Annotated in this window: 17 protein-coding genes; 12 read left to right on the top strand and 5 right to left on the bottom strand. The window is 72.7% G+C overall.

The genetic code is table 11. The annotated features are described in order from the left end of the window. Nucleotides 1–164 precede the first annotated feature (164 nt). The 3 genes from WMF14_RS26940 (at nucleotide 165) to WMF14_RS26930 (ending at nucleotide 3,448) form a co-directional block, all read left to right on the top strand. On the top strand, nucleotides 165–1,700 hold the full coding sequence (locus WMF14_RS26940) for a dockerin (RefSeq protein ID WP_437790615.1): 1,536 nt from the start codon (nucleotides 165–167) through the stop codon (nucleotides 1,698–1,700). Nucleotides 1,701–1,808: 108 nt separating this feature from the next. Then, entirely contained in the window at nucleotides 1,809–2,384 is a 576-nt protein-coding gene (locus WMF14_RS26935; protein WP_437790613.1) for a TetR/AcrR family transcriptional regulator, read from the top strand. After that, nucleotides 2,381–3,448 (top strand): MBL fold metallo-hydrolase, encoded by a 1,068-nt coding sequence (locus tag WMF14_RS26930; RefSeq protein WP_437790611.1) that lies wholly within the window; start codon nucleotides 2,381–2,383, stop codon nucleotides 3,446–3,448. Before WMF14_RS26935 ends, WMF14_RS26930 begins: the two co-directional genes overlap by 4 nt. Nucleotides 3,449–3,487: 39 nt before the next feature. On the opposite strand, the gene WMF14_RS26925 is transcribed toward WMF14_RS26930, so the two are convergent. Beyond that, nucleotides 3,488–3,880, bottom strand: a complete 393-nt coding sequence (locus WMF14_RS26925) for an MAPEG family protein (RefSeq protein WP_437790609.1) — start codon at nucleotides 3,878–3,880, stop codon at nucleotides 3,488–3,490. Between the two features lie 287 nt (nucleotides 3,881–4,167). Between WMF14_RS26925 and WMF14_RS26920 the strand changes: the two genes are divergently transcribed. The 3 genes from WMF14_RS26920 (at nucleotide 4,168) to WMF14_RS26910 (ending at nucleotide 6,185) form a co-directional block, all read left to right on the top strand. After that, a complete protein-coding gene (locus WMF14_RS26920; RefSeq protein ID WP_437790607.1) occupies nucleotides 4,168–4,632 on the top strand; it encodes a DUF1348 family protein in 465 nt (154 codons plus the stop codon). Between the two features lie 203 nt (nucleotides 4,633–4,835). Beyond that, nucleotides 4,836–5,507 (top strand): class I SAM-dependent methyltransferase, encoded by a 672-nt coding sequence (locus WMF14_RS26915; RefSeq protein WP_437790605.1) that lies wholly within the window; start codon nucleotides 4,836–4,838, stop codon nucleotides 5,505–5,507. A 102-nt stretch (nucleotides 5,508–5,609) separates the two neighbouring features. Further along, nucleotides 5,610–6,185, top strand: a complete 576-nt coding sequence (locus WMF14_RS26910; protein ID WP_272093746.1) for a glutathione S-transferase family protein — start codon at nucleotides 5,610–5,612, stop codon at nucleotides 6,183–6,185. Between the two features lie 76 nt (nucleotides 6,186–6,261). On the opposite strand, the gene WMF14_RS26905 is transcribed toward WMF14_RS26910, so the two are convergent. Further along, on the bottom strand, nucleotides 6,262–7,464 hold the full coding sequence (locus WMF14_RS26905; protein WP_437790603.1) for an acyl-CoA dehydrogenase family protein: 1,203 nt from the start codon (nucleotides 7,462–7,464) through the stop codon (nucleotides 6,262–6,264). A 354-nt stretch (nucleotides 7,465–7,818) separates the two neighbouring features. Between WMF14_RS26905 and WMF14_RS26900 the strand changes: the two genes are divergently transcribed. From WMF14_RS26900 to WMF14_RS26890, 3 genes are all read left to right on the top strand, one after another. Continuing rightward, entirely contained in the window at nucleotides 7,819–8,397 is a 579-nt protein-coding gene (locus WMF14_RS26900) for a TetR/AcrR family transcriptional regulator (RefSeq protein WP_272093743.1), read from the top strand. A 51-nt stretch (nucleotides 8,398–8,448) separates the two neighbouring features. Next, complete coding sequence (locus tag WMF14_RS26895; protein ID WP_437790602.1) at nucleotides 8,449–9,312, top strand: phosphatase PAP2 family protein; 864 nt, start codon at nucleotides 8,449–8,451, stop codon at nucleotides 9,310–9,312. Nucleotides 9,313–9,599: 287 nt separating this feature from the next. After that, the gene (locus tag WMF14_RS26890; protein ID WP_437790600.1) at nucleotides 9,600–10,109 is read left to right on the top strand and encodes a hypothetical protein; all 510 of its coding nucleotides are present in this window, start codon (nucleotides 9,600–9,602) and stop codon (nucleotides 10,107–10,109) included. Between the two features lie 108 nt (nucleotides 10,110–10,217). On the opposite strand, the gene ribA is transcribed toward WMF14_RS26890, so the two are convergent. The 3 genes from ribA to WMF14_RS26875 form a co-directional block, all read right to left on the bottom strand. After that, nucleotides 10,218–10,985: a GTP cyclohydrolase II gene (gene ribA / locus WMF14_RS26885; RefSeq protein WP_272093740.1), complete on the bottom strand. Its 768-nt coding sequence runs from the start codon at nucleotides 10,983–10,985 to the stop codon at nucleotides 10,218–10,220. 235 nt (nucleotides 10,986–11,220) lie between these two features. Beyond that, nucleotides 11,221–12,672, bottom strand: a complete 1,452-nt coding sequence (locus WMF14_RS26880; RefSeq protein ID WP_437790598.1) for an NAD(P)/FAD-dependent oxidoreductase — start codon at nucleotides 12,670–12,672, stop codon at nucleotides 11,221–11,223. 588 nt (nucleotides 12,673–13,260) lie between these two features. After that, nucleotides 13,261–15,174 (bottom strand): type VI secretion system contractile sheath domain-containing protein, encoded by a 1,914-nt coding sequence (locus WMF14_RS26875; protein WP_437790596.1) that lies wholly within the window; start codon nucleotides 15,172–15,174, stop codon nucleotides 13,261–13,263. Between the two features lie 56 nt (nucleotides 15,175–15,230). Here WMF14_RS26875 and WMF14_RS26870 point away from each other — a divergent pair, with 56 nt between their 5' ends. Genes WMF14_RS26870 through aroC form a run of 3 tightly spaced genes read left to right on the top strand, consistent with a single transcriptional unit; the run spans nucleotide 15,231 to nucleotide 18,791 of the window. Beyond that, nucleotides 15,231–16,628 (top strand): homoserine dehydrogenase, encoded by a 1,398-nt coding sequence (locus WMF14_RS26870; RefSeq protein WP_437790594.1) that lies wholly within the window; start codon nucleotides 15,231–15,233, stop codon nucleotides 16,626–16,628. Next, nucleotides 16,625–17,554: a glutamate racemase gene (gene murI / locus WMF14_RS26865; RefSeq protein ID WP_437790592.1), complete on the top strand. Its 930-nt coding sequence runs from the start codon at nucleotides 16,625–16,627 to the stop codon at nucleotides 17,552–17,554. The genes WMF14_RS26870 and murI overlap by 4 nt, the downstream gene beginning before the upstream one ends. Nucleotides 17,555–17,606: 52 nt before the next feature. Beyond that, nucleotides 17,607–18,791, top strand: coding sequence for a chorismate synthase (aroC, locus tag WMF14_RS26860; protein WP_272093735.1), 1,185 nt, complete (start codon nucleotides 17,607–17,609; stop codon nucleotides 18,789–18,791). The last annotated feature ends 4 nt before the right edge of the window (nucleotides 18,792–18,795 follow it).

Raw genomic sequence — 18,795 nt, 5'->3', positions numbered from 1 at the left:
CCGGCGGAGCTTCCGACCGAGGTTGAGGTCCCATCAACTGAATCGGTTCAGTTTTTCTGCGCCTCCGTGGTATGGCCGGTCCTGGTTTCCTCCACGCGGCCTGGCGAGCAACGTTCCGGGCCGCGCAATCACCCGGCCCGCTCGTGCAGCGGCAAGGAGCCAACATGCGACAATCTTCGTTCTTGAGCCTTGGTTCGTCAGGCACTCTCGCTCTCCTCCTCGCGGCGTTCGGATGCGACTCGTCGGACGGGTCGTCCTCCGGCGCCGGCGGTCAGGGCGCCGGCGGTCAGGGCGCGACAAGCAGCGCGAGCGGCTCCGGCGGCGCCGGCGGTCAGGGCGCGACGAGCAGCGCGAGCGGGTCCGGCGGCGCGCCGGGCACCGGCGGTGCAGGCGAAGGGGGCGGCGGCGCGCCGGGCACCGGCGGTGCAGGCGAAGGGGGCGGCGGCGCGCCGCCGGCGCCGCTCTGGGACTGGACCGGCATCGTCGGCACGGGACAGAGCCTCTCGGTCGGCGCGGAGGGCACGCCCCCTCGCACCACGACGCAGCGCTTTCACAACCTGAAGCTGTCCCTCGGGGACACGAGCGTGCCCCCCTTCGACGCGGCGAAGACGTCCCTCGCCCTGGTGCCGCTCGTCGAGCCGATCCGCGCGTTCGCGACGACCTACCCCAGCGCTTACCCGAAGAACATCTATGGCGAGACGCCCCACACGGCGATGGCCGACCAGATCTCGTCCCTCGCGGAGGCCGCCGCGGGCGGCGATCACATCACGGTGCACACCGTCGTCGGGGAGAGCGGGCAGCCGATGAGCGTCCTCCGGAAGGGGGCCACCCAGACGGCCTCGGGCGACACGTCGATGGGCCGCGCCTACGCGGCGACGCTGTTCGAGGCGGAGGCCATCGCGCGGCTCGCCAGGGAGGCCGGCAAGACGTACGGCGTCGGCGCCATCGTGATCACGCACGGCGAGGCCGACGCCGGCAGCGCGACCTACGGGGACGAGCTGGCAAAGCTGTGGTCCGACTACAACCAGGATGTCCTCCGGATCACCGGCCAGTCGCGGAGCATCCCCCTGCTCGTGTCCCAGCAGAACTCGGTGCACACCGACGCTGGCACGCGGTCGACGTCGACGCAGGCGCAGTGGCGCGTCGGCGTGGATCACCCGGGCGATATCGTCTGCTCGGGTCCGAAGTACCAGTACCCGTATGCGAACGATCACATCCACCTGAACGCGAACGGGTACCAGCAGCTCGGCGAGAAATTCGGCCAGATCTACTTCGAGAAGGTCGTCCTCGGGAAGGACTGGCAGCCGCTCCAGCCGACGCGCGTCGAGCGCAGCGGCAACGTCGTCACCGTGCACTTCCATGTCCCGGTGCCGCCGCTCGCCTGGGACAGCGCGCTGCCGTCTCCCCACCAGACCGCGTTCACGGAGTGGGCGCAGGGCCGCGGCTTCGAGCTCTGGAGCGGCAACACCCGGATCCAGATCAGCGGCGTGGAGATCGCCGGCGATTCGGTGCAGATCACCGCGCGGAACCTCCCCGCGTCCGGCGTGATGGTCGGTTATGCGATGACGACCGACGGGACGTCGATGACGGGCGGCACGATCCGCTGGGGTCAGCTGCGCGACTCCGATCCGTTCGTCGGATCGACGACGGGCAAGGCTCAGCCGAACTACAGCGTGGCGTTCGAGATGAGCGTTCCCTGACGGCGCGGCGCCGGCGCGGCGCCCCAGCCCGGCGATCCTGCGGGCAGCGGTGCGCACGCGCGGCGTCGTGCGCTTGACAAGACAGACCTGTCTGTCTACAACAGCGCCGTGCGGGACGCCAGGCGCCACATCCTCGAGGTCGCGGAGCGCCTCTTCTACGCCGATGGGTATCGCGCCGTCGGCGTCGATCGGTTGATCGCCGAGGCGGACGTTGCCAAGGCCACCTTCTACCGCCACTTTCCGACGAAGGACGACCTGCTCGTGGCGGTGCTCGACGCGCGCGACGCGCGCTTTCGCGCGTGGCTGGCCGGGCGAGTCGAGGCGCTCGCGGGCGATCCGCGGGACCGGCCGCTCGCGGTCTTCGACGCGCTCGCCGAGCTGTTCGCCGCGGACGACTTTCGCGGCTGCGCGTTCCTCAACACGATGGTCGAGGTCGCGAACCGGAGCCACCCCGCGCACGAGGCCGCGCAGCGCCACAAGCTGCGGCTCATCGACTATTTCGAGCGGCTCTTGCGCGAGGCCGGCGTGCCGGCCGCCGACGCGCTTTCGCCGCAGCTCCTGTTGCTGATCGACGGCGCGATCGTGACCGCCGTCCGCGAGGGGGGACCGGGCGCCGCCGCGCGCGCGCGGTCCCTCGCCGAGAACCTCATTGCAACCGCGCGGCCAGGAAGGCGACGACGATGAACCGGATGACGGGTGTCCCGAGCAGGTGGAATGGACGTGCCGAGCAGCTCCCGCAGCCCGCCGGGGCGGAGCCCGGCGCAGGCGCGCCCTCGACGGGTCGCCCGCGCAAGCCGCTGGCGCCCGTGGGGTCGATCGTCGCCGCGCTGCTCGCGCTCTCCCTGACGGCCTGTGCTTCGCCGGACCGCGGCGGAGCCAGCGCGCCGCCGGCCGGCTCGGCGGCCGCGATCACGCCGCCGGCCCCCGCGGCCGAGGCCTCGAGCGGGCGCTTCCAGTGGCGCGGCGGCCCGACGGCGATCCTCGAGCGCGACGGCCTCCGGCTGCTCACCGATCCTGTCCTTGGCCCGCGCGGGCCAGCGGTGTTCGTGCTCCCCAAACACCCGTCGACAGGCGTCGAGAACGCGCCGATCGCCCGCTACACCGATCCTCCGGCGGAGCCGCTCGGGCACCTCGACGTCATCCTCCTCAGCCATAACCATGCTGACCATTTCGACGCCGTCGCGAAGGAGACGCTCCCGAAGGACGTCACCTTCGTCCTCCCCCCCGACGCCGTCGAGGCCGCGCGCGCCGCGGGGTTCACGAAGCTCACGCCGCTCGATTGGGACCAGGAGACCGTCCTCCCGACCCGCGCCGGGCGCCTGCGCATCCTCGCCGTGCCCGCGAACCACACCCACGACGCTGCGCTCGACGCGACGCTCGGCAAGGGCAACGGGTATGTGCTCCGCTGGGAGGGCGCGACCCCCTATTCGATTTACTGGACCGGCGATTCGGTCTTCGGCGAGCCGATGCGCGCGGTGGCGGCTCGCTTTGCGCCCATCGATCTCTGGCTACCGCACCTCGGCGCGGTCGGCGTCGACGGCGCGCGCGGCCTCCGCACGATGGACGCGGAGGAGGCGGTCGCCGCCGCCGCGCTGCTCCGCGCCCGCCATGTGATCCCTATCCATCACACCACGTTCGCCCATTACCGCGAGCCGGTGACGGCGTTCACCCAGCGTGCCGCCGCGAAGAACCTGCCCGCGCAGATCCACGTCCCGACGGACGGCGCGTGGATGCCCCTGCCGCGCTGAGCCTGCCGCGGCGTACCCGCCGCGCCGCCGCTGCGCCGTTCAGACCAGCCACTTCAGGAGGAAGAGGCCCACGGTGGCGGCGAAGCTGATGATCCAGACCGCGGTCCGGGCAGACGCCTTGTCGGCGAGGTACATGACGAGATAGAGCACGCGCGCGGCGACGTGGGTGACGGCGAGGATGGCGCTCCAGCGAGCGTCGGCGCCCGCGAGGTGGGCCGTGAAGACGCCGGCGGCGAAGGGCGCAAACGCCTCGAAGCCGTTCTGGTGGGCGGCGAGGGCGCGGCGCCCGACGCCGGTGAGCTTGGCCTGCTGGTCGCGCGGGTTGTGGTTGTCCAGGCCCTCGGGCTGCTGTGACTGCGCCTTGGCGACGAACAGGCGGGCCACGTAGATCAAGAGAAGTGAGATGAAGACGCAAGTCATCGGAATGGTCATCGGATCCCTCTCGAGCGCACAGGCTCCTCGGAGCGTGGTGCGACTCTAACGAGCTCTCGCCGCCGGGGCGAGCGCCAAGCATCGCGGCGGCTCCCACGGCGCGTGTGCCGGAGCGGCCAGGCGGCCCCGCGGGGGCGGCGCGCTCGAGCGACGGACGCGCGCCGGTGGCAGGACGGGGGCGGCCGGTCCGCGGTACGGCCCTGAGGAGCTCCGCGTGGAAAGGGGTTGCCGGGGACGGGGGATTCGAGGAAGGTTCGTTCAGGTGCACCTTGAGCGAAGATCCTGTCGTGTCGCGCCCGCCGCTGCCGCCCTTCACCGCAGAGACCGCCGCCCGGAAAGCGCGGCTGGCGGAGGATGCCTGGAACAGTCGGGATCCCGCGCGCGTGGCTCAGGCATACACAGTCGATAGCCGCTGGCGGAACCGGGCCGAGTTCTTCCAGGGGCGGGCGGCGATCGAGGCGTTTCTGCACCGCAAATGGCAGCGGGAGCTGGACTACCGCCTGATCAAGGAGGTCTGGGCGTTCACCGGTGACCGGATCGCGGTGCGCTTCGCTTATGAATGGCGCGACGACAGCGGGAACTGGTACCGGTCCCACGGCAACGAGCAGTGGGAGTTCGATGGGCAGGGGCTGATGCGGCGGCGCGAGGCGAGCATCAATGACGTGCGGATCGCGGCAGAGGAGCGGAAGTTCCACTGGCCGCTCGGGCGGCGGCCCGACGAGCATCCTGGGCTGAGCGAGCTCGGCTTGTAGCGGCTGTCGCTGCGCCGGTCCGAGAGCGCCTCTGCGGTGGGTCTCGCCACTGGAATGCTCGGGTGATGTGCTGTTGACATGGCCGCCGTCCCCCCGATAGACTCCCCGGCGTCGAGGGCGTTCGGCAGACCGGGAGGCCTTCGCGATCCTGGTTGACGGCGTTTCCTTGGGCGGGTGAACGACACAGGAGTCCGAGCGAGCTCATGTCCAGCTCTCCAGACAAACCCGAGATCGCCACGGCCTACGATCGCTGGGCCGCGACGTACGATGACGATTTCAACCGGACCCGCGAGCTGGCGGCCGAGGTCCTCCGGAAGCGCGGCCTGGCGCTGGCCGGCCGGGACGTGCTCGAGATCGGCTGCGGCACCGGGCGCAACACGCAGTGGCTCGACGAGCACGCGAGGAGCGTACTCGCGCTCGATTTCTCCGAGGGGATGTTGCGTCGCGCGAGGGCCCGCGTGCATTCTCCCCGCGTCCGCTTCGTGCAGCACGACATCCGCGATTCCTGGCCCCTCGCGGAGGGCTCGTCCGACGTCGTGATTGCCATGCTCGTGCTGGAGCACATCGAGCACATCGACGCGGTCTTCGCCGAGGCCGCCCGCGTCTTGCGCGCGGGAGGCGAGCTCTACCTGTGCGAGCTGCACCCCGTGCGACAGATGCGCGGGGGGCAGGCCAATTTCGTCAACCCGGAGACGGGCCAGCCCGAGCGTGTGACAGCGTTCCTGCACGACGTCTCCGAGTACGTCAATGCGGGCCTGGGGGCCGGGTTCGCGCTCGTTCACCTGGGCGAGTGGCGCGATGCGGAGGCGGTCAGGAGCGACGCGCCGCGGCTCCTTTCCTTGCAGCTCAGGCGCGCGCCGCGATCGCCTGGCTAGCGGCTGAGTCCGTAGCACACAAATCTGCACTCCGCTGTAGAACCCATCGTTGCGTTCTGCCATGCTCCGGGCTGTCCCATCAAACCTGCGAAGGAGATTGCAATGAAGCTCTACTACAACCCCAAGAGCCGTGCAGCGATCACCAAGTGGATGCTGGATGAGTGCGGTGCCACGTACGACCTCGTCCCCATCAGCCTCGAGAAGCGGGAGCACAAGGCGCCGGAGTTCCTGAAGATCAACCCGGCTGGCAAGCTGCCCGCGCTTGTGGACGGCGACACCAGGCTCTTCGAGAACGCGGCGATCTGTCTCTATCTGGCGGACAAGTTTCCCGAAGCCAGGCTGGCGCCGCGGATCGGCGAGCCGCAGCGGGGGCGTTATCTGTCGTTGATGGTCTACTCGACGTCGCAGCTCGAGCCGTCGATGGGCGATCACCTGATGAAGCTCGAGACGGGACCCCAGCGGGGCTGGACGGATTTCGCCACGGCCATGGACGTGATCGAAGGCGAGGTCGGGGATGGGCCTTATCTGTTCGGCGACCGGTTCACCGCGGCCGATGTGATGATCGGCTCGATGTTCATGTGGGCGCGCCTGTGGGGAAACGCGACGGGGCGGCCCAGGTTGGAGGCCTACATCGATCGCTTGCAGGCGCGTCCGCATGCGATGAAGATGGGGAAATGAGCGCAGCGCCTGGCTGCGGCGCTCGAGGTTGACGAGGTTGACGGCCTAGCCGGGTCTGCTCACTTCGGGAACGTGTTCAAGGACGGCCCGCGGGCGGTCGCGGCGCGAGCATCGGGTGCAGCTCGGCGATCCCGAGCCGCGCGCGCCCCGCGAACTCGTAGGCGTCGTCGGTCGCGGCGATGTGCTGCGTCGCCGCGTGGATGTCCCGGAAGCACCGCTGCAGCGGGCTCGCCGCGTAGAGCGCGCCCCCGCCGCCGGCCCGGTAGGCGAAGCTCGCGACCTCCGCGGCGACGTCGGTCGCATACGTCTGGACGAGCCGGATCGCCGCCCAGTCCTCGACCGAGAGCGCCTCTCCAGCGCGCGCCTGGTCCCACATCCGCCCGAGCGCGTCGAACGCATAGGCCCGCGCCGCCGCGAGCTTCGCCTCCGCGCGCCCGAGGTCCATGTGGAAGGCCGCGTGGCTGCCCAGCGCGAGCTGCGGCCAGGCCTTCACGCGGCGCGGGGCGACCGCGGCGATCTCGTCGAGCGCGCGCCGCCCGACGCCGAGCGCGAAGCCGACGTGACCGGCCGCGAGCAGGGCAATCAGCGGCAGCGAATGCAGCGCGCCGCCGCGCCGCTGCGGAGCCGCCGGGAAGGGGCACGTCCGCGCCTCGGGCACGAGCGCGCCCTCGATCCGGTAGTGGTCGCTCCCGGTGCCGCGCAGGCCGGCCACGTCCCACGTGTCCTCGATCACCACCTGCTCGCGCGGAATGGCGAGGCTGATCATCTCGGGCGGCCCCGCCGGAGGGGCCCCGCCCTCCGGCGCCGCGATGGCGCAGGTGAACACCCACGACGCGTGCCGCACGCCGCTGCCGAAGGCCCAGCGGCCCTCGAGCACGTACCCCCCGGAGACGCGCCGCGCGAGGCCGGTCGGCACCTGGAGCCCTGCGAACGTCGGGAACGGCCCTGAGAACACCTGGCGGGCCCCCTCGTCCGGCAGCGTGCCCCCGGCGAGCGCGGCGAGCAGCGCGCTGATCATCAGCGACCACCCCGCCGAGGCGTCCGCGCGCGCCATCGCCTCGAAGACCTCGACCTGCGTCAGCGGATCGCTCTCGACGCCGCCGAGCGCGCGCGGCGCGGCCATCGCGAGCAGGCCGCTCGACTGCAGGGCGTCGACGACCGCGGGCGCGAGCGTGCGCAGCCGCTCGGAGGCCTCGGCGTGGGCGGCGGCGACGCCGCGGACGCGCTCCACGGCGGCGAGGAGGCGTTCGCGCTCGGGGGATCGACGGGGCTCGGACATACGGGGCTCCTTTCCTGGATCGGGTGCAGCGCGCCGGCCCCACCGGGCCGCCCGCGCGCCCGATGATGACACTGACAACATGGGAAAGTTTCCGCTGCCTACATTTTCTTCGCGACCGCCTGCGGCTCGTGAGCTCGCGGCCCTGCCCCCGCCGCCCTGCGCCCCGCGGCTCGGTGCACGGCGGCTCGGTGGACCGCGGCCTTCGTGGTATCGTGCGGCTGCGCTGTGGCTTCCCCCGCAAGGCGCCGCCGTCCGCGCGCGCGCACCTCACCCGCACCCGCGTCGCGCCCTTCACCCGCGCCAGCGTCGCCCCCCGTCGACCGGCCCTACCACCACGGCGACCTGCGGCGCGCCGTGCTGGAGGAGGCGCTCTCGCTCATCGAGGAGCAAGGGAACGCGAGCTTCACGCTGCGCGAGGTCGCGCGGCGCATCGGCGTCTCGCACGCCGCGCCTTACCGCCACTTCGCGGACAAGCGCGCCCTGATGACCGAGCTCGCCGTCCAGGCGAGCGCGGCGCTCGGCGCGCGGATCTCGGCCGCCCTCGAGGGCGCCGGGGGCGACCTCCGGGCGCGTTTCCTGGCGGCCGGCTTCGCCTACGTCGCCTTCGCGCTGGAGCACCCCGCGCCCTTCCACGTGATGTACTCCGGCGAGGTGGACGTGGACGACCCGCGGGTCACGGCGGCCACCGCGCAGAACCTGGGCGTGCTCCTCGGGTTCATCGAGGAGGCGCAGCGCGCCGGCGCGTTCCCGCCCGGCGATCCGCGGGCGCTCGCGGTCCCGATCTGGGCGATGCACCACGGCCTCGCGACCCTCGCGGCGTCGGGCGCCCTGGCCAAGGCCGGGCCGGCGGCGCTCCGGGACCTGGTCGACGACGCCCACGCGCGCCTGCTCGACGGGCTGCTCCTCGCCGCGCCGGGGCCGTCGCGCGTCTGACGTCCGCGACGGATTCCCGTGCCCCTCGGCCCCGGCTACGCTCGCGCCCTCATGCGTGCCCCCGCCGCGCTCGCTCTGCCTGCCTTCCTCGTCGCCGTCTCGTCCTCGCCGTCCGCCGCCGCCGACCCGTCTCCCGAGCTCACGTACCTGCCCGAGATCGATCTGCCGATCACCGTCGTCGGCGGCGCCTCATGGATCGCGTCCGAGCTCGCGAAGAAGGGCCTCGCCCCCGCGTCGTGCCGCTGGTGCGAGGCCAACGCGCTCGACACGTCGATCCGCGACGCGCTGGTCTGGAGAGACAACCCGAACACCGCTCATGATGTCAGCAACGTGATGGTCCTCGGCGTCGCGCCCGCCGCAGCGCTGGGCCTCACCGCGCTCGCCGCGTGGTACGACGGCCGCTCCGACAACATCGCCGCCGATCTCGTGATCGTCACAGAGGCGATGGTGGTGGCGATGGACCTGAACCAGATCACCAAATACATCGTCGGCCGCCAGCGGCCCTATTCCCATTACGACAACCTGGATGTGCTCCGAGCGGGCGAGGGGGCCTCGGGCCCCGTCCCGAACGACGACGATCTCTCGTTCTTCTCCGGCCACTCGACGGCCGTCTTCTCTCTCGCCGCCGCGAGCGGCACCGTGGCGTCGATGCGCGGCTATCGCGCGGCGCCGTGGGTATGGGCGAACGGAATGGCGCTCGCCGCGCTCTCCGGCTACCTGCGCATCGCCGGCGATCGCCATTATTTCACCGACGTGCTCACGGGCGCCGTGTTCGGCGCCGCCTCCGGCGTGCTGATCCCGGCTCTGTTTCATGCACCGCGCCCGGGCGTTGCCGGTCCTGGCACGCCGCGTTTTCGCGTCTCGCTCGCGCCGGCGGGCGGCGGCGCAGGCGTGGGCGTCGCCGGGGCCTTCTGAGCCGAGTAGGGCGAATTCGGCCATAGACAAGTGGCAGCGCTGCTTTCGGACGACGTAAGTAAGCAGTGTTGACAAACTGATAGTTCATTTTTACACTATCCCTGTCAGCTAGGAATGCTTGCGCTCGAGCCGTCGTTGCTGGAGCGCGAGCCCACTACGTCGAATACGCCGTGCCGCCCTGGCGGCCATGGCGACGGCGAGCTGCGGTCCCGCAATGGGCACGCGCGCTTTCGCGCGCCCGTCTCGACGGGGGTCCGCCAGCTCGGCCCCATGAAGGAGTCGACGACATGCATGTCGTTCACCATTCGTCACACACCCGGTGGATCGCGGGAGGCCTGGCCGCCCCGCTCCTCGCCCTCCTCGCAGGTTGCAGCGATCAAGCGCTCGGGGCGCCCGTGCCGGCGCCCGGCGTCGAGCTGCCGCCTCGGTCCGCGCCCGGCGTGGGCCGGGAGCTGCCCCAGGGGAGCGCCGGTCAGGGCGAGCCCACGCTTCGGCCCGCCGCGACGGCGGCCGCGCTGCTGGAGCGCGACGAGCTGCTCCGGGAGGCCGGGCGGCTCGCGGAGATCAGGGCGGTGTTCGCGCGATCGCCGGAGGCGCCGCTCGCCCTGCTCGACGAGCACCAGGCCGAGTTCCCCGAGGGGCGCCTCGCGGCCGATCGGGAGATCGTCGCTATCGACGCGCTGCTGCGCAGCGGGCGCGCCGACCAGGCGCGCACCCGCGCCGGGGCGTTCCTCTCGCATTTCCCGGCGAGCCCCCACGCGGACCGGGTGCGCCGCCTGACCGGCGCCGCGCCATGAGGCGATCTCGACAGCGCCGCGCGGCGCCCCGTAGGGCCGGACGGGCATCGATCGGAGGCTCGCCGCCGCTAAGGCTGCCGAGCCTGGGCCCCCGCGCCCGCGGGGACCTCAGCCCGCGGGCGCCGGCTCGGCCGGCTCGGATTCCGGCGGCGACATCCCGTCGACCACGACGGGATCGCTCTGCTCGACCAGGTGCGGCTTGCCCCACGTGTCGATGAAATGCCCCGAGCGCTTCGCCTTGGTCTCCAGGTAGAAGCGGTTGTGATCGTTCGGCGGTATCACGTGCGGGACGCGCCCGACCACAGAAACTCCGTATTGCGTCAGCTGCTGGACCTTGTTGGGGTTGTTCGTGATGAGCTCGATCGATCTCACGTTCAGGCTGCGCAGCATGTGCGCCGCGACGGCGTAGTCGCGCTCATCGTCCCTGAAGCCGAGCGCCAGGTTCGCCTCGACCGTGTCGAGCCCCTGGTCCTGCAGCGCGTACGCCCGGATCTTGTTGATGAGCCCGATCCCTCGTCCCTCCTGGCGCAGATAGAGCAGGATGCCCCGATCCATGCTCTTGATCTTCTTCAACCCCTCGAGGAGCTGATCGCGGCAGTCGCAGCGCAGCGAGCCCATGACGTCGCCTGTCACGCACTCGGAGTGCAGCCGCGTCGGCACGTTCGAGGCGCCGATGACGTCGCCGTGCACCATCGCGATGTGCTCCTTGGCGTCTCGGTTGTTCCAGAACGCGACGATGCGGAAGTGGCCGGCGCGCGTCGGCAGCTCGGCGACGCCGACCACCCGCACGCAGACGTTCACGTGGCCAACCCCGTCGCAGTCGTGCTCTCGATCGCGGGCGACGAGCTCCAGCAGCGGGTTCATCGAGTCGGTCATGTCCTGCCTCCGCGAGGAGCCGCCTCGCGAGCCGATCCGTCGTGGGTAAAGGCGCGCACTTCTTACCAGAACACGACGACCAGGCAACGCCCCGTCGCCGCGCCGGGCGGCCTTCCGACGGAGGAGGCCTGTCGACACGGCATCACGGCGCGTTCGTCCTGCCGACACCGGCCCTCGCGCGGTGCGAAGCCGTCGCCGACGTCGCGCGCCGGAGCGAAGCGGCGGGCTCAGCTGTTCAGGCGTCTTCGGGCCGCCGTCGGTGGGCCGCGCCGGCCGCGGCCACCTCGGGCAGCGACGGGGACCGCCCCGCGCGCAGCACGCGCAGGATCAGGCGAGGATCCAGGAGCGCCTCCGGCCCGTCGAGCATGTGCAACGCGCGCACGAAGCGCACGTAGACCTCGCGATCGACCTGCGCGGCCCGGTGCAGCATCCCCGTGTACCAGCGCATGATCGGCTGGAGGAACGGCCGCCGGCCCATGGTCTCGGGGTAGGCGAGGTCTTCCCCCGTGGACATCCGCCACGGCAGGTCGACCGCCTTCGCCGCGGCCGCGTGGTAACGGCGGCCGAGGCCCGACATCGCGCCGCGCCCCGCGCGGCTGCGCTGCTCCTTGAGCACGGCGTCGAGCGCCAGCGCCTGGAGGCAGGCCGACGTCATCCCCTGGCCGTAAACGGGGTTGAAGCTGGCGAGCGCGTCGCCAAGCACGGCGAGCCCCTCGGGCATCCGCGCCATGCGCTCGTAGTGCCGCCGGAGGTGCGCCGGGAACTTGGAGACGGCGACGTCCGTCACCGGCTCGGCCCCGAGCAGCGCCCGGTAGAGCGCGTCGTTGGGCAGGCCCCGGGCGAACTCCAGGAAGCCCTCGGGATCGGCGGGCGGGTGATCGCCGAAAAGGCCCGCCAGCACCACGATCCAGCGCCCACCCTCGATCGGCGCAATGCAACCGAACCGCCGGCTGTCGGACGGCGAGCCGAGGACGTACAGCGACTTCCACGGGAGCTGCGCCGGATCCCGCGGCCGGTACTGCCGGCTGGCATACCCCACCCGGACCTGGATGGTCGACTCGTCGGGCCGCCGGTAGCCGAGCGCCTCGAGCCACGCCGGCGCGCGCGAGCCGCGCCCGCTGGCGTCCACCACGAGCTCCGCCGGCAGCCGCTCGATCCGGCCGCCCTCGTCGCGTTGCCGGACCACGACGCCCGTGATCCGGGAGCGATCGGGAGACGCCGAGAGCTCCACCACCTCGCGCTGGTCGAGGCGCCGCACCCTGGGCAGCGCGAACGCGCGGCGGCGCACGTGCGCCTCCAGCAGCGGACGGGTCATGCACACGGTCCGCACCCCCGTCTCGAAGCGCGGCTTCCAGGCGCCGTGGTGGTGCCAGGCCAGGCCGAGCCCGAAGTCGTACGCGATGGCTCCGTCCTGGAGCAACTCCCCGGTGAAGCCGGGGAACAGGTCGTTCAGGATACGCTCTCCCTGGGCGAGCAGCCCGTGGAGCTGGCGAGCCTGGGGCACGCCCTTGCGGGCCTCGCGGAGGTCATCCGGGATGGCGTCGCGCTCGACGACGGCCACCTCGCCGAAATGGTCGGCGAGCACGCGAGCTGCGACCAGGCCCCCGATGCTCCCACCGATCACCACCGCCCTGCGGCCGGCGAACGGGCGACTCGAGCGGATGTCCTGCTGGGTGCAAGGCTTCATGAAGCCGCCAGGATTGCAATCCTCGGGCCGTCCCTGCGGATTGCAAGGCCGGCGCAATGCTCGCTTCGTGATGAGGCGGTCAACGCGCGTTGCGCGCGCTGCGCACATCGCGCGCGACGCGCTACGGCCCGACTGAGCAGCTGCGCAACTACGCAACTCGCCGCGCTCCGTCGAGGTGAAAGCGACGATCACTCCTGCGCTCTTCGTCGCCATCAAAGCAGGACCTCCGATGCGGCCGGCGCGGAGAGGCCGTATCGACGCGCCGCCCCCCGCTGGCGGGTGGCCGCTCCGCGGCGCGTGTGAGAGAGAGCACCGCTCACGCACCGGTCCTCGCGTCTTCGCGAGAGGCGCTCGACGCGCATCACAATGCCGTGCGCCCGGAGCCGCGCGACGTGGCCCGTCGTCGCCGCGATGGGCGGCGGGCTACTTCTTGCGGCAGCCGCAGTCGGACGCCGGCGCCTGCGGGGCCGCCGGCCGCTGGCACGTGGTCACGAGGGTGCTCAGGACTGCGAGGAGGATCGCAACGCGGAGCCGCATGCCGGCGATCCTCCCCCGCGCGCCGGGCGGCGTCAATCCGGCGCTGTGGGCTCAGCCGAGCGGCATCTCGAGCGACACCTCGTCGAGCCCTACGCCGAGGAAGCGGCGCGGGCGCACCGTGACCGCGATCTGCGCGCCGCCCTCGCCGCGGGCGGCCTTCACGGTGAGCTCGACGCTGGCAGGCGGCGCGTTCTCGAACAGCGCCCAGAGAGCGCCCTCGACGACCGGCTGGACCTCCGCCGGGTCGCTCTCCGGGGGCAGCTTCGAGCAGAGCGCGCGCAGGAACTGGACGACGCGCGCGACGAAGAGCTGATCGACGAGCGAGACGCGCTCGAGGCGCTCCTCCGGCTCGGCCGTGGGGCTGTCATACGTGAGCTTCTCCGGCGGGACGTAGGCCGTCGGCGCGGCGAGGACATACACCGCGTCGCTGTTCGGGGCCGACGCGAGCAGGAGCACGCCGCTCTTCGAGAGCTCGCGCTGGGTGTCCGTCGACACGAACGCCTCGGTCGGGATCGCGACGCCCTCGTCGCCCTCGTAGGCGCCCTTGACCTCGTGCACCGGCAGGTCCCCGAGCGTCCCGCCGCCCTTCGCGCCCGTCACGCGGCAGGGCCACGCCGTCTCGCGGAAGCTCCCCGCGATCAGCGCGCCGACGACGTACGCCGGCGAGATCCAGACGCGGCCGCCCTCATCGCCGGGCTGCTCGGCGATCGCCGCTTCCCGGATCCGGGAGGTCGACCGGTCGTACGGCGTCCGGCCGAGCACGCGGTTCATCGCGATCGCGACCCACCGCGCGCCATGCCGCGCTGCAGCGGAGCGCCACGGCGCGCGGTGCGGCGCCCGGAACAGCGCGGCCTTGTTGTCGAGCCGCTCGACGCCGCCGAGATCGTCGACCCCGAGCAGGCGCGCGTCGCCGTTCACCACGGCGGGGAGCGCGTGCGCCTCGGCGACGCGCGCGATCTCCTCGAGCCGCGCGAGCGACGCGGCGCTGCCGTCGATCGCGACGTCCACGATGGCGACCGACGCCGGCGGCTCGGAGCTCGCCGTCTGCGCGAGCACCCGCGCGAGCGCGGAGGCCGCCTCGTCGGGCCGCGCGCTCACGACGTCGAACCGGACGCCCTCCGCCCCCTTCGCGCGCTCCACGAGCAGGCTCAGCCCGCGCCACGCCTCCTCGAGGCGCCGCACCTCGGGGTGCTGCAGGATCGCGCCGAGCTGCGCGCCGATCGCGCGCTCGATCTGCGCGATCGCCTCCGCGGGCCGAGCGGGCTGGCCCGCGCGCGGGCGGGCGCTCGCCGCCACGGTCGCGATGAGCTCCGAGAACCGCCCTCCCTCCGCCGGCTTCTCGTCGAGGCTGCCCGGCGTCGCCGGTGGGGGCGCCGCCTCGGCGCCCTCGCCCCCGCCGAGGTCGATCATCGAGAGCAGCGCGTCCACGTCCGAGCCGGGCGCGGGCCGGTCCGCGACGGGCGCCGCGGACCGGCCGGGCGACGCGTCCCGGCGCTCCGGGAGGAGGCCCAGGATGTCGCGCACCAGCGGGGAGCCGCCCCAGAGCCGATCGAGCTCGGCGCGCGCCTGGTCGAGCGTGGCCGAGCCGTCGCGCAGCCGATCCAGGACCCGGCGGCCGTCGAGCAGCGAGCGCAGCAGCGGCACCTCGGCGCACAGCGCGTCGGGCCGGAAGCTCTTCAGCCCGGCGGGCGCGAGGTCGACGCGCACCGCCCGGCCCGCCGCGAGCACGCTCGGCACCTCGATCGCGAGCCGTGGCCGGAGCATCGTGAAGAGGTTATCGAAGCGGCCCGCGTCGACGCGGATCGCGCCCGAGGGCGGGCTCGCGCCGGCGTTGTGCGGATCGCGCGGGGTGAGATCGGCGACGACGAGAACGCGCAGCGGGAGCAGCGGCCCCCGTTCCGTGGCGCCCCCGTCCTCGCCGACGTGGAACCTGAACTCGTCGCCCAGAACGCCCTTTTCCGTCATGGCCAGCGCAGCATAGGCGTCACCTCTCGGCGCGAGAAGCGCTAAGCTCCGCGCGCATGAAGACGGAAGGCGGTCCGCCCTTGAACTTGAACCCTGAACCCCACTCCGCCAGCGATCGCAGGCGCCTTCGCGGGGGCGCCCCGATCCAGATCGGGCTCCTCGGCTGCGGGACGGTCGGCGGCGGCGTCCTGCGCCTCCTGGCCGAGAACTCCGGTTACCTGGCGGAGCGCGCAGGCGTCCCCCTCGTCGTGAAGCGCGTGGTCGTGCGCGACCTCGAGAAGGAGCGCGTCGCCGCCCTGGATCGCGGCCTGCTCACCACGAACCCCGAGGAGGTGGTCGACGACCCCACGATCGACGTCGTCGTCGAGGTGATGGGCGGCGAGACGCCCGCGCGCGCGCTGATCGAGCGCGCCATCGACCGCGGCAAGGGCGTGGTCACCGCGAACAAGCTGCTGCTCGCCGCCCACGGCCCCGCGCTCCTCGCGCGCGCCTCGGCGCGCCAGGTCGATCTCGCGTTCGAGGGGGCGGTCGGCGGCGGCATCCCGATCATCCGGACGCTCCGGGACGCGTTCGCCAGCGACTGGGTCGAGCGCGTCACCGCGATCCTGAACGGCACCTGCAACTACATCCTCACGCGCATGCGCGACACGGGCGCGTCGTTCGACGCCGCGCTGCGCGAGGCGCAGACGCTCGGCTACGCCGAGGCCGACCCGTCGCTCGACGTCGACGGCCACGACGCGGCGCACAAGCTGATCGTCCTGGCGATGCTCGCCTTCGGAGCGCAGGTCGACAGCGCCGACGTGCACACCTCCGGGATCCGGACCATCGAGGAGGCCGATCACCGCTACGCCGATCGGTTCGGCTACACCATCAAGCACCTCGCGATCGGCCGTGACCTCGGCGATTCCATCGAGCTGCGCGTGCACCCCACGCTGATCCCGAAGGAGAGCGTGCTCGCCAACGTCTCCGGCGTGCTCAACGCCGTGCTGCTCGAGGGGCGCGCCGTCGGCCCGTCGCTCGTCTACGGCCGCGGCGCCGGCGACCTGCCGACCGCGGTCAGCGTCGTCTCCGACATCCTCGACGTCGCGCGCTCGATCGCGTCGGGCGTCGCGGGCATGCAGGGCCGCGGCATGTCGATCAAGCCCCGCGCGGTCCGCCCGCTCGGCGAGATCGTCTCCCGGTACTACCTGCGCTTCGCGGTCGAGGACCGCCCGGGCGTCATGGGGCGCCTCGCCGGCGCGCTCGGCGACGCGGGCGTCAGCATCGAGCAGATCGTGCAGCAGGGGCCGACGAACTCGAGCTCGGGCGCGGCGCCCGCTCCTCAGCCCGCGGTGGACGTCGTGCTCATCACGCACGACGCGCGGGAAGGGCTCGTGCGGAACGCGCTGGACGCGATCGCGCGCGAGCAGTTCCTCCGCGAGCCGGTGCACCTGTTCCGCATCGAGGAGCCGTGACGTCCCACGGCGACGCGCCGCTCGGCGTGTTCGACTCGGGCCTCGGCGGCCTTACGGTCGTGCGCGCGCTGCGCAGGCGCTGCCCGGCCGAGGACATCGTCTACCTGGGCGACACGGCGCGCGTCCCGTACGGCACGCGGTCGCCGGAGACGGTGGTCCGCTACGCGCTCGGCTGCGCGCGCGTGCTCATCGGCCGCGGCGTCAAGGCGATCGTTGTCGCGTGCAACACGGTGAGCGCCGTCGCGATCGACATGCTCCGGGTCGAGCTGGATCTGCCCGTCCTCGGGGTCATCCTGCCCGGCGCCCGCGCCGCCGTCGCCGCGTCGCGCGGCGCGACGATCGGCGTGCTCGGGACGGCCGGGACCATCGCGTCCGGCGCCTATCCCCGCGCCGTGGCGTCGCTCAGCACCCGCACCGAGGTCGCCGGCCAGGCGGCCCCGCTGCTCGTCTCGCTGGCGGAGGAGGGATGGGTCGAAGGCGAGGTCCCGCGGCTCGTCGCGCGGCGGTACCTGGAGCCGCTCATCGGCGCGGGAGCCCGCTCGATCGTGCTCGGGTGCACGCACTTCCCGCTGCTCCGCGCCGCGATCGAGGCCGAGACGGCATCGCTCGCCGGCGGCCCCCTCCCGATCGTGGACAGCGCGTCGGCGACCGCGGAGGAAGTGGCCTCGTTCCTCGCCGAGCGGGGGCTCGCGACCTCCCGGAGCACGCCGGGCGCTCTCTCGCTCCTCGTCACGGATCTGCCGAAGAGCTTCGCCACCGTGGCGGCCAGGTTCCTCGGGGAGCCGGTCGTCGCGGACGGCGCTGCCCACGCCTCGACCCAGGTTGGCGATGCTGTCCGCTCCCCGACCCAGGTCGGCGGGGACGCCGCTGGCCATTCTTCCAATTTTTCCGCCCAAAGCGTCGACGTGGAGCAGATCGACCTGTAATACGCAGCAAGCTTCGCTCGGGGCTCCGGGCGCAGAGGAGGTTTTCCACACGATGACGCAGCTCAGGTGGCTTTCGGCCGGCGAGTCGCACGGGCCGGAGCTCGTGGCGACCGTCGAGGGTATTCCGGCGGGCATGCCGCTCCTTGCCGAGGACATCGACGAGGATCTGGCGCGGCGGCAGCGCGGCTACGGGCGCGGCGGGCGGATGAAGATCGAGACCGATCGCGTCCGCCTCGTCGCCGGCGTGCGCGGCGGCGAGACGCTCGGCGGCCCCATCGCCATGGTGATCGAGAACCGCGATCACGCGAGCTGGGCCGGGCGGATGGGCCCCGAGCCGTTCCCCGAGCCGCCCGAGGCGCTGACCCGCCCGCGCCCCGGCCACGCGGATCTGGCCGGCGGCCTGAAGTACGCCCGGCGGGACCTGCGCGACGTGCTCGAGCGGGCGAGCGCGCGCGAGACCGCGGCGCGCGTCGCGGTGGGCGGCGTCTGCCGCAAGCTCCTCCGGTCCGTCGGCGTCGAGGTCTTCGCCCACGTCCTGTCGATCGGCCCGGTGTCGTCGCCGACCTCCGCCGCCTCGGGCGGGGGTGAGCTCCCGCTCGCCGAGCTCCGGGAGCGCGCCCGCGCCTCGGATCTCGCGTGCGTCGACGCCGCTGCCGCGCAGGCGATGCGCGACGCCATCCGCGAGGCGGCGCACCGGGGCGACACGCTCGGCGGCGTCTTCGAGGTGATCGCCACGGGCCTGCCGCCCGGGCTCGGGAGCCACGTGCAGTGGGACCGCAAGCTCGACGGCCGGCTCGCGCAGGCGCTGATGAGCATCCAGGCGATCAAGGGCGTCGAGATCGGCATCGGCTTCGAGGCCGCGCGCATCTCGGGCTCCGAGGTGCACGACCCCATCGCCTACGATCAGGGGGCGCACGCCTTCACCCGCCCGTCGAACCGCGCCGGCGGCCTCGAGGGCGGCATCACGAACGGCATGCCGCTCATCTGCCGCGCCGCCATGAAGCCGATCGCGACGCTCAAGCGCGCGCTCCCCTCGGTCGACGTGCGCACCAAGGAGCAGTTCGACGCCGCCTTCGAGCGCAGCGACGTCTGCGCCGTCGCGGCCGCCTCCGTCGTCGGGGAGGCGATGGTCGCGATCACGCTCGCCGCCGCCCTGCTCGAGAAATTCGGCGGCGACAGCCTCACCGAGCTCTCGCGCAACGTCGACAGCTACCTCCAGCAGGTCCGCTCTTACTGAAGGC

This window comes from Sorangium sp. So ce693 (assembly GCF_051521375.1).
In the GTDB taxonomy this organism is placed as follows: domain Bacteria; phylum Myxococcota_A; class Polyangia; order Polyangiales; family Polyangiaceae; genus Sorangium; species Sorangium atrum.
Note: the sequence above shows the minus strand (reverse complement) of the source record. Positions and strands in the feature narration are given on the sequence as shown.

What these genes read in the sequence shown, in the direction of transcription:
- WMF14_RS26895 (WP_437790602.1), top strand. Translation starts at nt 8,449, where the DNA reads ATGCGTGCCCCCGCCGCGCTCGCTCTGCCTGCCTTCCTCGTCGCCGTC.
- WMF14_RS26875 (WP_437790596.1), bottom strand. Translation starts at nt 15,174, where the DNA reads ATGACGGAAAAGGGCGTTCTGGGCGACGAGTTCAGGTTCCACGTCGGC.
- WMF14_RS26915 (WP_437790605.1), top strand. Translation starts at nt 4,836, where the DNA reads ATGTCCAGCTCTCCAGACAAACCCGAGATCGCCACGGCCTACGATCGC.
- WMF14_RS26890 (WP_437790600.1), top strand. Translation starts at nt 9,600, where the DNA reads ATGCATGTCGTTCACCATTCGTCACACACCCGGTGGATCGCGGGAGGC.
- aroC (WP_272093735.1), top strand. Translation starts at nt 17,607, where the DNA reads ATGACGCAGCTCAGGTGGCTTTCGGCCGGCGAGTCGCACGGGCCGGAG.
- WMF14_RS26905 (WP_437790603.1), bottom strand. Translation starts at nt 7,464, where the DNA reads ATGTCCGAGCCCCGTCGATCCCCCGAGCGCGAACGCCTCCTCGCCGCC.
- WMF14_RS26925 (WP_437790609.1), bottom strand. Translation starts at nt 3,880, where the DNA reads ATGACCATTCCGATGACTTGCGTCTTCATCTCACTTCTCTTGATCTAC.
- ribA (WP_272093740.1), bottom strand. Translation starts at nt 10,985, where the DNA reads ATGACCGACTCGATGAACCCGCTGCTGGAGCTCGTCGCCCGCGATCGA.
- WMF14_RS26940 (WP_437790615.1), top strand. Translation starts at nt 165, where the DNA reads ATGCGACAATCTTCGTTCTTGAGCCTTGGTTCGTCAGGCACTCTCGCT.
- WMF14_RS26910 (WP_272093746.1), top strand. Translation starts at nt 5,610, where the DNA reads ATGAAGCTCTACTACAACCCCAAGAGCCGTGCAGCGATCACCAAGTGG.
- WMF14_RS26870 (WP_437790594.1), top strand. Translation starts at nt 15,231, where the DNA reads ATGAAGACGGAAGGCGGTCCGCCCTTGAACTTGAACCCTGAACCCCAC.
- WMF14_RS26930 (WP_437790611.1), top strand. Translation starts at nt 2,381, where the DNA reads ATGAACCGGATGACGGGTGTCCCGAGCAGGTGGAATGGACGTGCCGAG.
- WMF14_RS26880 (WP_437790598.1), bottom strand. Translation starts at nt 12,672, where the DNA reads ATGAAGCCTTGCACCCAGCAGGACATCCGCTCGAGTCGCCCGTTCGCC.